10 protein-coding genes are annotated in these 13941 nt (G+C 64.7%); all 10 read left to right on the top strand.

The genetic code is table 11. The annotated features are described in order from the left end of the window. The 10 genes from N2603_RS35375 (at window position 1) to N2603_RS35330 (ending at window position 13817) form a co-directional block, all read left to right on the top strand. The gene (locus N2603_RS35375) at window positions 1-948 is read left to right on the top strand and encodes an alpha/beta fold hydrolase (protein WP_260385771.1); all 948 of its coding nucleotides are present in this window, start codon (window positions 1-3) and stop codon (window positions 946-948) included. Between the two features lie 25 nt (window positions 949-973). Then, entirely contained in the window at window positions 974-2182 is a 1209-nt protein-coding gene (locus N2603_RS35370; protein ID WP_260385770.1) for an ABC transporter substrate-binding protein, read from the top strand. A gap of 100 nt (window positions 2183-2282) precedes the next feature. Then, window positions 2283-2867, top strand: coding sequence for a HutD/Ves family protein (locus tag N2603_RS35365; protein ID WP_260385769.1), 585 nt, complete (start codon window positions 2283-2285; stop codon window positions 2865-2867). A gap of 108 nt (window positions 2868-2975) precedes the next feature. After that, the gene (locus tag N2603_RS35360; RefSeq protein ID WP_260424329.1) at window positions 2976-4166 is read left to right on the top strand and encodes an adenylate/guanylate cyclase domain-containing protein; all 1191 of its coding nucleotides are present in this window, start codon (window positions 2976-2978) and stop codon (window positions 4164-4166) included. A 616-nt stretch (window positions 4167-4782) separates the two neighbouring features. After that, window positions 4783-5007, top strand: a complete 225-nt coding sequence (locus tag N2603_RS35355) for a hypothetical protein (RefSeq protein WP_260385768.1) — start codon at window positions 4783-4785, stop codon at window positions 5005-5007. Window position 5008: 1 nt separating this feature from the next. Beyond that, on the top strand, window positions 5009-5221 hold the full coding sequence (locus N2603_RS35350) for a hypothetical protein (RefSeq protein ID WP_260385767.1): 213 nt from the start codon (window positions 5009-5011) through the stop codon (window positions 5219-5221). Window positions 5222-5331: 110 nt separating this feature from the next. Next, window positions 5332-6129 carry an adenylate/guanylate cyclase domain-containing protein gene (locus N2603_RS35345; RefSeq protein ID WP_260385766.1) on the top strand — a complete coding sequence of 266 codons (798 nt, stop codon included), beginning with the start codon at window positions 5332-5334 and terminating at the stop codon, window positions 6127-6129. Window positions 6130-6819: 690 nt separating this feature from the next. After that, the gene (locus tag N2603_RS35340; RefSeq protein ID WP_260385765.1) at window positions 6820-10440 is read left to right on the top strand and encodes a DUF5801 repeats-in-toxin domain-containing protein; all 3621 of its coding nucleotides are present in this window, start codon (window positions 6820-6822) and stop codon (window positions 10438-10440) included. 372 nt (window positions 10441-10812) lie between these two features. Continuing rightward, window positions 10813-12510 carry a type I secretion system permease/ATPase gene (locus N2603_RS35335; protein ID WP_260424328.1) on the top strand — a complete coding sequence of 566 codons (1698 nt, stop codon included), beginning with the start codon at window positions 10813-10815 and terminating at the stop codon, window positions 12508-12510. Beyond that, window positions 12507-13817, top strand: a complete 1311-nt coding sequence (locus N2603_RS35330; RefSeq protein WP_260385764.1) for an HlyD family type I secretion periplasmic adaptor subunit — start codon at window positions 12507-12509, stop codon at window positions 13815-13817. The genes N2603_RS35335 and N2603_RS35330 overlap by 4 nt, the downstream gene beginning before the upstream one ends. The last annotated feature ends 124 nt before the right edge of the window (window positions 13818-13941 follow it).

Below are 13941 nucleotides of genomic sequence, written 5' to 3'. Positions count from 1 at the left end.
ATGGAGGCGACGCCGGCCAGGCGCAGCGCTAAAGACCCGTCGTGCGAGCGCGAGGTTCGGTGCTTCTATGCGGGAACGGGCGCGCATCCGGTCTATGTCGATCATGTGCCATCACCGCGCGCGGCCACAGGCAGGGCGCCCGTCGTCATGGTTCACGGCGGCGGTCACACCGGGACCTGCTATCTGGCGACGCCGGATGGGCGGCCAGGCTGGGCGGTGCGGTTCGCCGCGGCTGGCCGGGATGTGTTCGTGCCGGACTGGCCCGGCCACGGCCGTTCGCCGCAGCCGGCGGATTTTCCGCGGCTGGGCACCGCCGATGTCGCCACCTCGCTGCTGGCGCTGGTCGAGCAGATCGGCCCTGCCGTGCTGCTGGTGCATTCGGCGAGCGGGCCGATGGCATGGTGGATGGCGGAGCGGCGTCCCGATCTCGTCCGCGCCGTGATCGGCATCGCACCGGGGCCGCCGGCCAACCTGCTGCGCGATCTGCCCGACGATCCCGTATCGATCCTCGCCTTGCGTGACGACGCCAGCGCCGGCCACCCGGTCTATTCGGATGAAACCATGCCGGTGCGGCTGACGGCGGAGTTTGCCGCGGCCTATTGGGCCAATGCGCCGCGCTTTCCGCAGGGCGCGTTCGAGAACTACTGTCGCTCATTCGCGCCGGAGAGCGCGCGCATCCTGAACGAGCGCTTCAACATCGCCGGCCGCGGGCTCAGGATCGGCGATCCCAAGCGTCTGCGGTCCACGCCGATCATGATCGTGACCGGGGACCGCGATCCGCGCCATCCGCGCGAGGCGGATGCGGCGACGGCAGGCTATCTCGGCGCAGAATTCGTCTGGCTTCCGGATCGCGGCATCGAGGGCAACGGTCACATGATGATGATCGAGAACAACAGCGACGATCTGGCCGCCATGATCCTGGCCTGGCTCGACGCCGTCAAATGCTGAGATATCGCATCGAGGGGGACGACAGATGAATTGGATTGCGCGCGCTCTGCTGCTGTTTGCGCTTCCCGTTGCCGCACAGGCGCAAGTCAGTAGCGACGTCGTCAAGCTCGGTGTGCTCACCGACATGGCCGGCGTCACCGCCGACATCACCGGCAAGGGCTCGCTGGTCGCCGCGGAAATGGCGGCCGATGAAATCGGCGGCCAGGTTCTGGGCAAGCCGATCCAGATCATTTCCGCCGATCACCAGCACAAGGCCGATGTCGGCTCCGCGATCGCCCGCCGCTGGTTCGACGTCGAGGACGTCGATGCGATCGTCGATGTGCCGAATTCGGGCGTTGCGCTTGCGGTCCAGGGCCTGGCCCGGGAAAAGAAGCGGATCGTCCTGTATTCGGGTCCCGGCACGACGGCGCTCACCAATGAGCAATGCTCGCCCTACGGCTTCCACTGGACTTACGACACCTACGCCGTCTCCCACGGCACCGCGTCTGCCGTGGTCAAGGCAGGCGGCAGCAGCTGGTTCATTCTGGCCTCGGACTATGCTTTCGGCCATCAGCTCCAGCAGGACGCGACCAGCGTGATCACCGCATCGGGCGGCAAGGTGCTGGGTGCGGCCCGCCATCCGCTCAACACGCCGGACTTCTCCTCATTCCTGCTGAGCGCGCAATCCTCCGGCGCCAAGGTCATCGGCCTCGCCAATGCAGGGAACGACACAGTCAACGCGATGCGGCAGGCCGGCGAATTCGGCCTGACGCAAGGTGGCCAGAGTCTCGCCGCGCTGATCCTGTTCCTTCAGGACGTGCATGCCCTCGGTCTCAAGGACGCGCAGGGCACTTACCTGACCACGGCGTCCTACTGGGACATGAACGAGACGACGCGCGCCTGGTCGAAGACGTTCTTCGCGAAAACCGGGATGATGCCGTCGATGCTGCATGCCGGCGTTTATGGCGCTGTGCGCCACTATCTCAAGGCCGTCGCCAGCGCCGGCACCGACGACGCCGACAAGGTCGCAGCCGCGATGAAAGCGCTCCCCGTCGGGGACGTCTTCTCGGAGGATGCGCACATTCGCGGGGATGGCCGGATTACGCGCACCATGTATCTAGTCCGCGTCAAGAAGCCGTCGGACTCGAAATACCCCTGGGACTATTTCGAGATCGTGCGCAAGATTCCGCCGGAGGAGACCGTCTGGCCGCTCGCGGAGAGCAAATGTCCGCTGGTCAAGGCCTCGAACCGCTGAATCGGGGACGGCTGTCGAACGGGGTGGCAAAGCGAGCTCGCCACGCGCATGATGCGGGCGTGATATCTCGCCCTCTTGCGATCCCGGACGACCCCAACACATGAAAACCACGCTGCTGAAACCTGAAGACTACACCCGCTCGCCCTGGAAGAACGGCGGCGGCATATTCACCGATATCGCAGGCGCCCATCGTGCAGACAGCCCGGTGAAGGACTGGAACAGCCTGCTCTGGCGCTTTGCCTCCACGCCGATCGTGGCGCCCGGTCCGTTCTCCCACATGCCCGGCATCGACCGCCTGCAGATGGTCGTCAAGGGGCGCGGGCTGGTGCTGAAGTCGCCGACGCAGGAATTCGACGAGCGTGAACCTTTTACGACGGTGCGCTTCACCGGCGAGCTCGAGATCGTCACCGCGTTGGAGGCAGGTCCCGTCGAGGTCGTGAACCTGATGGCGCGGCGGGGAGTTGCGGAGATCGAGCTCGTGGCGCTGAGGGAACCGGGCGAGCGGCCATTGTCCGCCGGCACGCATCTGGTCTACGCCGCGCATGGCGATTGCCGCATCCGTCTCGGCGGGGAGAATTTTGCGATTTCGCACGAATATACGCTGAAGGTCGAGCTGACCGAGGCGTCCAGTCTGGCGCTCGTTTCAGGCCTGGCAGTTTTGGCGTCGATCCAGCCCGTCGGCTAGGCTGCAACCGCCCTTGGGATTCGCACAATCCGTGCAACTGGCTAGGTTGACGCCGCGGCGCCGGCGCACGATATCTGCTCGATGCAGACCGCCGCGAAGGGGCCGGATATGAATGCGCCACACCAAAATCCCCCCACGCTGTCCGACGGCGTCGTCCACTGGCTCACCAACGGCACGCGCGACGAGCGCTTCATCGACAATATCTTCGCGGAGATGTGCATCCGTCTCCAGCAGGCGGACATTCCGCTCAAGCGGTCGACGATGCACGTCCGGATCCAGCATCCGCAATGGCTCGGCGCCGGCTTCATGTGGTCGGACGGCATGCGCGAGGCGAAGATAACGCGGGTCGACTTCGACGTGCTCGAGCGATCCGAGTTCATCGGCAGTCCTGCCAACGAAATGATGGACGGCGCGACCGAGCTCCGCGAAAAGCTCGAAGGCGATCCGTCGCTTGGCCGCAAGCACGCGCTCTATGACGAGATGCGCGCGAAAGGCCTGACCGACTACGTTGCCTGGCCGCTCCATCACACGCTCGGCAAGCGCCACTTCGTCACCTTCGCCACCGACCGACCCGGCGGTTTCGAGGATGCGCACATCGCGGCCCTGAAGAACGTGCTGCCGGTGCTGGCACTGGTCAGCGAGATCCGCATCAAGAACCGCCTGGCGCGAACGCTGTTGGAGACCTATGTCGGCGCCCATGCGGGCGAGCTGATCCTGGCCGGCGCTACCAGGCGCGGCACCGGCACCACGGTGCGCGCCGCGATCATGATCTGCGACCTGCGCGATTTCACGAAAATCTCCGACAACTGGCCGCGCGACGACGTCATCGATCTCCTCAACGATTATTTCGACGCGATGTCGGAGCCGATCGCGCGGCACGGCGGCGAGATCCTCAAGTTCATCGGCGACGGCCTGCTCGCGATCTTTCCGCTGAGCCAGCCCGATGCTTGCGCAAACCTGCTGCATGCCGTGAGCGAAGCGAGGGGAGCCATGGCCGCGCTGAACGAGCGCAACAGGAGCAGCGCCCGCGCGCCGCTGAACTACGGCATCGGCGTCCATGTCGGCGACGTCATGTACGGCAATATCGGATCATCGAGCCGGCTCGACTTCACCGTGATCGGTCCCGCCGTCAACATGGCCTCGCGCCTCGAAGCGCTCACCAAGCAGCTCGGGCGCAACGTGCTGCTGTCGCGGGACTTCGCCGAGCTCGTACAGCCGAAATTCGAGCTGGAGCGCTTGGGCAAATACGAGGTCCGCGGCTTCAGCGATCCGATCGAGCTGTTTGCGTTTCCTGGCTGACGCGCGCGAGACCGGCGGTCGCGTCACCCGCCCCCATGTCGTCTTCCGGTCAGGGCCGGCTTGAATGCCTGCGCCTAGCGCCATCGCGCCCGCGATCGCGCCTGCCTTCTCGTGACGTTTCCGAGATCGAACGATAATCCGGACCTTGCCGCCGGGCGTGTTCTGGCCCGACTTGTCGGTTGCGCAAACGCCGGTTTGCCGGCTCACCCTTCATCCGCGGAGCCGCGCGTCGTGCGGACGGGCAATTGAGGGCACCTTGTTGAAAGAGATTGCCGCGCGGGACTCGTAAGGTGAGTTCGTTGGCGGCGAATGCCGCCCGCTTCATCGGGAACCGAGACAACTCCCGGTGCAACAGAAGAGGTGATTGGCGGTATCTGGCGTGACAACAAGAGGAGGCTTCAATGCCAACCTGCTCCGGAAATCTTCATGGTCGAACCGGACGATGCGCGGTCTGCGACGGCAGATTCGGTCTCGTTCGGTACTACGCGTGGCGCAGGCCTCTTTGCTCGAAGAGATGCGTCGAACGTTTCGCGACGCGCCGCCAGGACGACCGCGACTGGGTGGGCCGTTTTCCGGTCGCCTTCGATACGCTTGCAGAGAACCGCGTGAGGATCCCATGACGCTCCAGATGTCACGACGAGGCAAGGCCTACATGGAAACGGCGCAGAGCCTGCTCCGCGCGGCCCGAAGCATGACCGACGATGCGGTTGCGACGCGGCTGAAGATTCTGGCCGACGACTATCAGCAGCGCGCCGAAAAGGCCTCGAGCGCCGATGCAGCGAGGTCGGTGGCGCGCTCGGCCGCCGGAGCCGGCTACGACTGGTCTAAGGAGCTTGCGTGAGATGATCCGGATCATTGCCGTGCTCTGTCGTCTTGCTTCTCCGACGGACTGTCATGAACAGATCGTCACGACCTCGGACTTCGCCGATGTGACGATGCAGTCCTGCCTGATGGGCGCGCCGCAGCTCGCCGAATGGATGGCGCAGCATCCGGCCGAGCGTCTGGCTGGGTGGCGCTGCACGATCGGCAAGCAGGGCAACGGCAGGGGAGCTTAGGATGCGGAGAACGGAGTAGCGGGCCGGCAAGCACCGTTGCCAACGCTGGAATGTCCGACTACCTTTTGGCCCGGGGCCTCCCAGACGGTCCTGCGATCAGCCACCCGTTCATGCCCAAATTCCTTCGCATCGGTGTCCATCAGTCGAACGTCTCCGGGTACACGTCAAAGGCGTGGTGCATCAGGCGCGCCGGCTCGACGATCTTCCTGAAGTGGGGCGCCGTGGAGGTGCATGGCGCTGGTTCCGGGCGAAAGGTCTACTGGGCGCGTGTGCCGCAGGAGAAGACGATCCGCTGCCGCACGGCGCAGCGCGCCCAGGATTATGTCAAGGCCGCGATCGCGCGTCGCCGCAACCACCGTTATGAGCCGCTGGCCGGAGCCATCGCGAACCGGCGCCCATCCGCCGCACCCAGCGCCGAGCTCAAGCAGGCGCTCGCCACCATCCTGATCGTCGACATCGTCGGTTCCACCGCCAAGGCCGCCAAGCTCGGCGATGCGCGCTGGACCAAGGTGATGGGCCACTATTACGCCGCTGTCCGCAAGGAGCTGAAGAGCTCGCGCGGCAAGGAGGTCGTGACCACCGGCGACGGCGTGCTGGCGACCTTCAAGGCGCCCGCCGCCGGCATCACTTGCGCGACCGCGATCCAGAAGGCCGTGCTCACGCTGGGTCTCGAGATCCGGGTCGGCCTGCACGCCGGCGAGTACACGATCAGCGGCGGCGAGATGGTCGGCCTCGCCTTCCACATCTGCACCCGTATCGCCGCCAAGGCGCGCGCCGGCGAAGTCCTGGTGTCGAGCGCGGTGAAGGAGCTGCTGAGGGCGCAGTCCGCGATCGGCCTGAGAGATCACGGCGTGCACCGGCTCAAGGGCGTGCCCGAGCGGTGGAGGCTGTGGCGCGTGGAGGCGTGAGGGGCGTGCGGGATTGGCCGCCGGATACCTCCGTTTGACGGACATTCTCAAGCAGCGGCTGCGGCTGCGCCAACACGTACTCCCGTTGGCCGCATCAGTGTTCTCTGCAGACGTGTACGGCAACATCGCCGTCGCCCTGTCGGAACAGTCGGTGCGGCGGGGTGTCTTACCCCGAAATTGGTAATGCCTTTTCCCCCATTTACCGGGAACCTTCTTGCCGTCTAACTGGGGAACTCGATGCGTGGGCTTGCCTCGAATGTCTTCCGTGAGCGCTACGCGTCAACAATTGCAGATTTTACATTTGATCACGCGGGCAGGCCGCTTCCTATGCGTTGATGTTGAAATCTCAGCCACGGCGTCTCGTTTGCCTCTCCACTTGCCTTCGAAGCGTGCAGCAGATCGAGGGAGCATCGCATGCAAAAGTATTTGAGCATTTTCTTGTCGCTAGTTCGTACTCTGACTGATCATTAGGTCGGGGCGGCGGGGCGCGCGCGAGCTAGAGACGGGCTCCCGCTACACGCCATCTACCTGAACTGCCAGAAACTGACGTCCCCTCCCGGCGAGCGACAGACCGCCGGAGAGCGAGCGCATGGAATTTCCGTCACTCAGGAATTTCGGGACCGATCGCGCGCCAGAATGCGAGAAGTCCCTGCATCCAATTCAGAACCTATTGGCGATTAGGAGAACACAATGGCACTCGATATTTTGACCCAAGACATCATCGTCGACGAGAGCATTGGTTTTCAGGATAGTGATATCGATCCATCCGTTGCGCCGTACGATACCAACACCACCGTGAACTATCTCCTGGGCCGCGACGGACCGGGCGGGCTGGCTTCGCCGCAGGTCGCCGTCCAGACCAACTTTGTGCAGGCGACGGCGGACGCAGGGGAAACCATCACCTCGATCATTCTCACCAAGGATGCCAACGGAAATCCGTTTTCCACCGCCGTGGGCGTGAACAGCGGCATCAAGACTGTCGATGGCAACTACGTCTGGCTATTCCAGGACGCTACCCCCAACCATGCCAACGTCGTAATCGGCGTCATCGGGACCTCTGACGCGAACGCCGCACCCGCTGCGACCGGAGCGCTCGCCTTTTCGTTCGCACTGGTCAGCACCAGCAATACCGCTGCGGACCTTTATCTGGTCCAGTATGTGCCGTTGTTCCATCCGGATGACACCAACCCGGACGACCGCATCGATCTGAGCAACAAGGTGTTCGCCTCGGTCACCGGAACCGTCGTGGTCAATTTCAGTCAGCTTGGGGACGCTCCTCCCGGCCACAATAATTGGTATATCCTCGATGCCGACGTCGCGAGCTCGCAGAAGATTCTCGTGACGGCCCACGACAATGGCGTGCAGGCCGAAGTCAACGTTAGCACCCAGGGCCTGGGTGTCGCATCCCAGGATGTGCGTTTTGGCCGTGAGCTCCAGATCGACCTGATCAGCGGCGGCACCCAGAGCGCGGGCAAGAACTTTACCAACGCGCCCCTCGCACCTGACTACGGTAGTCACCTCGAGAACGTCTCCTCGGCGGGTTTCTCGGTCTCGCAGTCGACGCCGACCAATACGGTGGCCGATATCGAGATCCACGCCTATAACAACAACGACAACGCGGAGGGCGCAGCGCTCCCCGGTGATGATAACGATACGGAGATCAATATCACCGGCGCGACTTTCAAACTGAACGGCGTCGCAACAACAGCCGCGGCCCTGGGCATCACGGTTGACACCAGCGGCACTGGACTGATCCTTCATGGTGTCGGCGAGGGCGTGACGGTCGATTTCACGACCGCAGGCGGAGCCGGCGGAACCTTCGACCGCTTCACCATCAAGAACATCGACACTCAGAAAGACTATTTCGACGTCAAGGAAGTGCACTTCGGTGGTGAGCAGGGCAACGCCCGCAATGAAGAGGTCGGCTCGTTCATCAACTTCGACGATGACGGTCCGACGCTCTCGATCACGGCCGCGCCGACGGTTGGCTCCGCCACGGTGATCGAGGCGAGCGGAGTTGCCGGGCAGAACCAGGCGACCATCACGCCACCGACCTTCACCGCGAGCGCGGTCGACGGCTACACGACGGATGTGAGCTACGCGCTCGGCCTGGCTGCCGGGACGGCGACCGGGCTGCAGACGACGGACGGCAACCACGCGATTACGTTAGTGGCCGATTCGGCCACCCAGATCTCGGGCAAGTACGACAGCGACGGCAACGGTTCGAACGATGCCACCGCGTTCACGGTGACGCTGTCCGGCACGACGGTAACGCTACGGTCGTTCGTTGCGCTTGAGCACTCGAATGCGCCGCAAGGTGCAGGCGAGGACAACACGCTCGACCTCAACGGCCTGATCAACGTGAAGGCGACTGTGACGGTGACGGACGGCGACCACGACCCGGTTTCGAAGGACAGCACGAGCGGGACGCTGTCGCTGACCTTCAACGATACCGATCCGACGCTCTCGATCACGGCCGTGCCGGTGGTTGGCTCCGCCACGGTGACCGAGGCGAGCGGGGCTGCGGGGCAGAGCCAGGCGACGATCACGGCTCCGGGCTTCACGGCGAGCGCGGTCGACGGCTACACGTCGGATGTCAGCTACGTGCTATCCTTGGTGAACGCAACGACCGGGCTGCAGACGACGGAAGGCAACCATGCGATCACGCTGGTGGCCGATTCGGCCACCCAGATCTCGGGCAAGTACGACAGCAACGGCGACACCACGCTCGATGCCACCGCGTTCACGGTGACGCTGTCCGGTGCGACGGTGACGCTGACATCGTCGGTTGCGCTTGAGCACTCGAACGCGCCGCAAGGTGCAGGCGAGGACAACACCCTCGACCTCGACGGCCTGATCAAAGTGGTGGCGACGGTGACGGTGACGGACGGCGACAATGACTCCACGTCGTCGCAAAGCACGAGCGCGGGGCTGTCACTAACCTTCAACGACACCGATCCGACGATCACGGTTCAGTTCGACGGTGACCCCGGTACTGCGGGTACTCAAAGGGAGACGCTGACTAACGCAGTGGGAGCGACGGCCAGCGGGGCTTTCGGTTTCGACATGACGGACAAGCACACGGCCGCGGAATATTCGGCGGGCGTGAGCGACTTTGTCGATGCCAACACGAACCTCGCAGGTGTGCAGATCGGCCTAACAGGTACGATCGACAATAACCAGAACCCGGACATCACCGACGCCGTAGCAACGCTCACTGCAGAGGACGCCACCTCTGCAACGTTCGGCTTCTCGTTCCACTATGACAAGGACCCGATCACGGTGGGCGTGCAGGACAGCCAGGCGGCCGGCACCCTTGTTTTTGACAAGGTCAATGACACCTACACCTTCACCTTGACCGACGCGATCGACGGGTTCAGCTTCGACGTGCTGCATACGTCCGGGCTGGTTGCCAAGCAGCCCACCGGCAATACCGGACACCCGCTGATCGTCGCGGAGCAACTGACGCCGGACGGGGATCCAAGTCCGTTCTTTGTGCAGTTCACCGGCAACTCGGTCACCACGAAGATCGGGTTCGGGTTCAACTCGACCGGCGACGGAGCGCCTGTTGGTGACACCACATTCAACAACGGCGGTGCCACCCACGACATGGTCACCAACACCAACGAGGACTGGGTGAGCGCAACCCAGGCGACGAATGGCGTCGCTGGAGACACGATACAAAAAGGCGAATTGCTGACGCTGCGGTTCTTCAACAGTAACATCCTCGGCGATGTAAACCCGGGCGCCCCGGGTGGTGGCACTGAGAAGGTCGATCCGTCGGCGACCGCCAGTGGCATCGTCGTCAAGTTCGATGGCATCGGATCCTCCGAGGACCTCCTCGTGATCCTCGATTTGAAGGACGCCGGCGGCAATGAAATCACTCGAGCCATCAACGTCGAGAACTCGGACCTCATCAAGGGTAACGCAAATATTCCGCCCCCCTACAACACCGAGTTCACGCTCGACAACAACGATGCCCTGCTGATCATTGAACAGAACGACTACACGGTCGCTGGCGAGACCTACCAGATCCAGGGCATCCAGATCATGCAGAGCTCGAACGGGTTGACGGGTGACGCCATCAACCTGAATGGGGCGACCGGGACCAATGGCTTCAGCAAGGCCACCACCCAGCTGACCGCCTGGGACCCGACCGATAATGATGTCTTGAAGATCGTGGACATCGGCTTCGTGCAGCAGAACAGCGGCAGCATTAACGCCAGCCTCGACTTCGCGCTCACTATCGGTGACGCGGACGGGGATGTCACGACGCTGCAACATCTGCTGGTCGACGTGCTCAATGCTTGATCCGCAACGGCGCGTCCGGAGGCCGGCAATTGGCTCCGGCCACGGACGAGCCACGCGGTGAACCAGCCGGCGGCGCATGCTTGAAGCGGAAGCGCCGCTGGGCCTTTTGGACCAGAAAGCTTCTCGGAAGTGAGCGTGTTGGATATTCTTTCAAAGGGCGGGTCTCAAGTCGTTGCCGACGCGCAGGCCTGGCTCGGTCCGCTTCTCGATGGGCCGCGCGGCTCCGATCCGCTGCAATTCATCTTCCGCGCGGCGCCGCTCATCGTGGCGGCGATCATTCTCGTTCGCTTCGGCCTGGCGCGACGCCGGCGAGCGCGCGTTGCGCCCGGTGGCGATCGCGACGGGGCACCGCCCGTACGCGACCTTGCCTCGCTGTTTCACGCCTGCCGGGGCGTGCTGGTCGGGCTCGGCCTGATCACCGGCATGTTGAACGTGCTGTACCTGACCGGTTCGTTCTTCATGCTGGAAGTGTACGACCGTGTGGTGCCGAGCCACAGCGTGCCGACGCTGATCGGCCTCGCCGCGCTGGTCGGAGCCCTCTATGTGTTCCAGGCATTCCTCGACATTCTGCGCGGGCGCATCCTTGTCCGCATCGGCGAATGGCTCGACCGTGCATTCTCGGCGCGCGCCTATGACATCGTCGCGCGCTGGCCATTGCGGGCGCGCGCGAGCGGCGACGGGCTGCAGCCGGTGCGCGATCTCGACCAGGTGCGCAGCTATCTGTCCGGGCTCGGCCCGACCGCGCTGTTCGACCTGCCGTGGATCCCGTTCTACCTCGCGATCTGCTTCCTGTTTCATCCGCTGATCGGGCTCACGGCGACGATCGGCTCGCTGGTGCTGGTGTCTCTGACCCTTCTGACCAACCGGCTGACGCGCGAGCGAACCAGGGAAGTCACCGGGCAGCTCGCGCAGCGCAATGCGCTCGCCGAGGCCAGCCGCCGGAACGCCGAGGTGTTGCAGGCCATGGGTATGCGCGGGCGGCTTGCCGCGCGCTGGGCGGAGGCCAATGACAGCTACATGGCCACCCAGCGCAGTGCCGCAGATATCACCGGCGGCTTCGGCTCCGTTTCCAAGGTGCTGCGCATGGTGCTGCAATCGGCGGTGCTCGGCGTCGGCGGCTATCTCGTCATCAACCAGGAGGCGACCGCCGGAATCATCATTGCCGGCTCGATCCTCGCCTCGCGCGCGCTCGCGCCGGTCGAGCTCGCCATCGCCCATTGGAAGAGCTTGATCGCGGCCCGGCAGAGCTGGAAACGCCTGCAGCAGCACTGGGCACAACTCCCGGCCGAGGACGACAAGACGCCGTTGCCGCCACCGTGCAAGTCCCTCGTGGTCGAGGCCGTCTCCGTGGTGCCGCCGGGCGAACAGGCCGCCGTCGTGATGGAAGCCTCCTTCGCGTTGAACCCGGGGCAGGGGGTCGGCATCGTCGGTCCGAGCGCATCGGGCAAGTCGTCGCTGGTGCGCGCCGTCGTCGGCGTGTGGGTGTCGGCGCGCGGCAAGGTGCGGCTGGACGGCGCCGCGCTCGACCAATGGAGCTCCGAGGCGCTCGGCCGCCACATCGGCTATCTGCCGCAGGACGTCGAGCTGTTCGCCGGCACGGTGGCGCAGAACATCAGCCGCTTCGAACCGGCTCCCGACGCGGAGGCGATGATCGCCGCCGCGCGCGCGGCCGGCGTGCACGAGATGGTGCTGCGATTGCCGAAGGGCTACGACACGCCGATCGGCGAAGGCGGCGCGGCGCTCTCTGCCGGGCAGCGGCAGCGCATCGCGCTCGCCCGCGCGCTCTACCGCGATCCCTTCCTGGTGGTGCTCGACGAGCCCAACTCCAATCTCGACGCCGAGGGCGACCAGGCTCTGACGCAAGCCATTCACGGCGTGCGCGCGCGAGGCGGCATTGTCATCGTCGTCGCGCATCGCACCAGCGCGCTCGCCGGCGTGGACCAGTTGATCGTGATGGCCGAGGGGCGCGTGCAGACGTTCGGACCCAAGGACGCGCTTCTGGCCAAGATGGTGCAGCCGCGCGCGGGGCCGGTGCCGCTCAAGGTCGTGACCGAGGGAGCTGGTCCATGAATCGCGAGCCGATGAACGTGGTTCCGCTCTCGATCCGCCGGCATCTGCGCGCCGGCCTTGCGGGAGTCGTCATTCTCGCCGGCGGCGTCGGCGGCTGGGCGGCGACCACGGAATTGGCCGGCGCCGTCGTCGGCTCCGGCACGCTGGTGGTCGACAGCTACACCAAGAAGGTGCAGCACCCGACCGGCGGCGTGGTCGGTGAACTCAACGTCCGTGAGGGCGCCCAGGTGAAGGCCGGCGACGTGGTCGTGCGCCTCGACGAGACCGTGACACGGGCCAATCTTCTGATCGTCGTAAAAAGCCTCGACGAACAGACGGCGCGCCGGGCGCGGCTCGAGGCGGAGCGCGACGGCCAGGACTGGCTCGGTTTTCCCGCGGAGCTCGTTGCACGTGCCGCTGATCCGGACGTCGCTCGCCTGATCGTCGGCGAACGTAAGCTGTTCGAGCTGCGCCGCGTCGCCCGCGCCGGCAAGAAGGCGCAGCTCAACGAGCGCATCGGCCAGCTTCAGGAGCAGATCCGCGGGCTCGACGAGCAGATCCAGGCGAAAGACCGCGAAACCACCTTCATCGACCAGGAGCTTCTGGGCGTGCGCGATCTGTGGCGAAAGAATCTGGTCCAGATCACGCGCCTGACCACGCTCGAGCGTGATGCGGTACGTCTGCATGGCGAACGCGGCGCTCTGGTCGCCGCCATTGCCGAAGCCAGAGGCCGGATCACCGAGACCACGCTGCAGATCATGCAGATTGACCAGGATCTGCGTAGCGAGGTCGGAAAGGATCTCGCCGAGATCCGCGCCAAGACCTCGGAGCTGGTTGAGAAGCGCGTGGCCGCCGAGGATCAGCTCAAGCGCATCGATATTCGGGCGCCGCAGGACGGCACCGTGCATCAACTGGCGCTGCACACCGTCGGCGGCGTCATCAGCGCCGGCGAGCAGATCATGCTCATCGTCCCCGCCCACGATGCGCTCGTCGTCGAGGTGCGGATTCCTCCGCATGAGATCGATCGTCTGTCGGTCGGCCAGCCGGTGCTGCTGCGCTTCACGACCTTCAATCAGCGTACCACGCCTCAACTCACCGGCGAGGTGAGCAACGTCTCTGCCGATGTCGCAGTCGACCAGAAGAGCACGGCGAGCTTCTACGTCGCCCGCATCGCCGTTCCCGAGGCGGAGATCGCGCGCCTGGGCGAGCTGAAGCTGATCGCCGGCATGCCGGTCGAAGCCTTCATCCAGACCGGTCAGCGCACGGTGATGTCGTACCTCGTCAAGCCGCTCTCCGATCAGCTGATGCGCGCCTGGCGCGAACGCTAGCGCGCGCCCGGCGTTTTCAAATGCAGCCATCACATATGTGATCTCTGCAGCTGAGCGTGTCATTCGCAAAGGCTTTGCGATTGCGACCGTCCCGCCGCTGCGAACTCATTGCATGAGAATCGGA

The sequence above is a fragment of the Bradyrhizobium huanghuaihaiense genome (assembly GCF_025200885.1).
Taxonomy (GTDB): domain Bacteria; phylum Pseudomonadota; class Alphaproteobacteria; order Rhizobiales; family Xanthobacteraceae; genus Bradyrhizobium; species Bradyrhizobium huanghuaihaiense.
Note: the sequence above shows the minus strand (reverse complement) of the source record. Positions and strands in the feature narration are given on the sequence as shown.

What these genes read in the sequence shown, in the direction of transcription:
- N2603_RS35375 (WP_260385771.1), top strand. Translation starts at nt 1, where the DNA reads ATGGAGGCGACGCCGGCCAGGCGCAGCGCTAAAGACCCGTCGTGCGAG.
- N2603_RS35370 (WP_260385770.1), top strand. Translation starts at nt 974, where the DNA reads ATGAATTGGATTGCGCGCGCTCTGCTGCTGTTTGCGCTTCCCGTTGCC.
- N2603_RS35365 (WP_260385769.1), top strand. Translation starts at nt 2,283, where the DNA reads ATGAAAACCACGCTGCTGAAACCTGAAGACTACACCCGCTCGCCCTGG.
- N2603_RS35360 (WP_260424329.1), top strand. Translation starts at nt 2,976, where the DNA reads ATGAATGCGCCACACCAAAATCCCCCCACGCTGTCCGACGGCGTCGTC.
- N2603_RS35355 (WP_260385768.1), top strand. Translation starts at nt 4,783, where the DNA reads ATGACGCTCCAGATGTCACGACGAGGCAAGGCCTACATGGAAACGGCG.
- N2603_RS35350 (WP_260385767.1), top strand. Translation starts at nt 5,009, where the DNA reads ATGATCCGGATCATTGCCGTGCTCTGTCGTCTTGCTTCTCCGACGGAC.
- N2603_RS35345 (WP_260385766.1), top strand. Translation starts at nt 5,332, where the DNA reads ATGCCCAAATTCCTTCGCATCGGTGTCCATCAGTCGAACGTCTCCGGG.
- N2603_RS35340 (WP_260385765.1), top strand. Translation starts at nt 6,820, where the DNA reads ATGGCACTCGATATTTTGACCCAAGACATCATCGTCGACGAGAGCATT.
- N2603_RS35330 (WP_260385764.1), top strand. Translation starts at nt 12,507, where the DNA reads ATGAATCGCGAGCCGATGAACGTGGTTCCGCTCTCGATCCGCCGGCAT.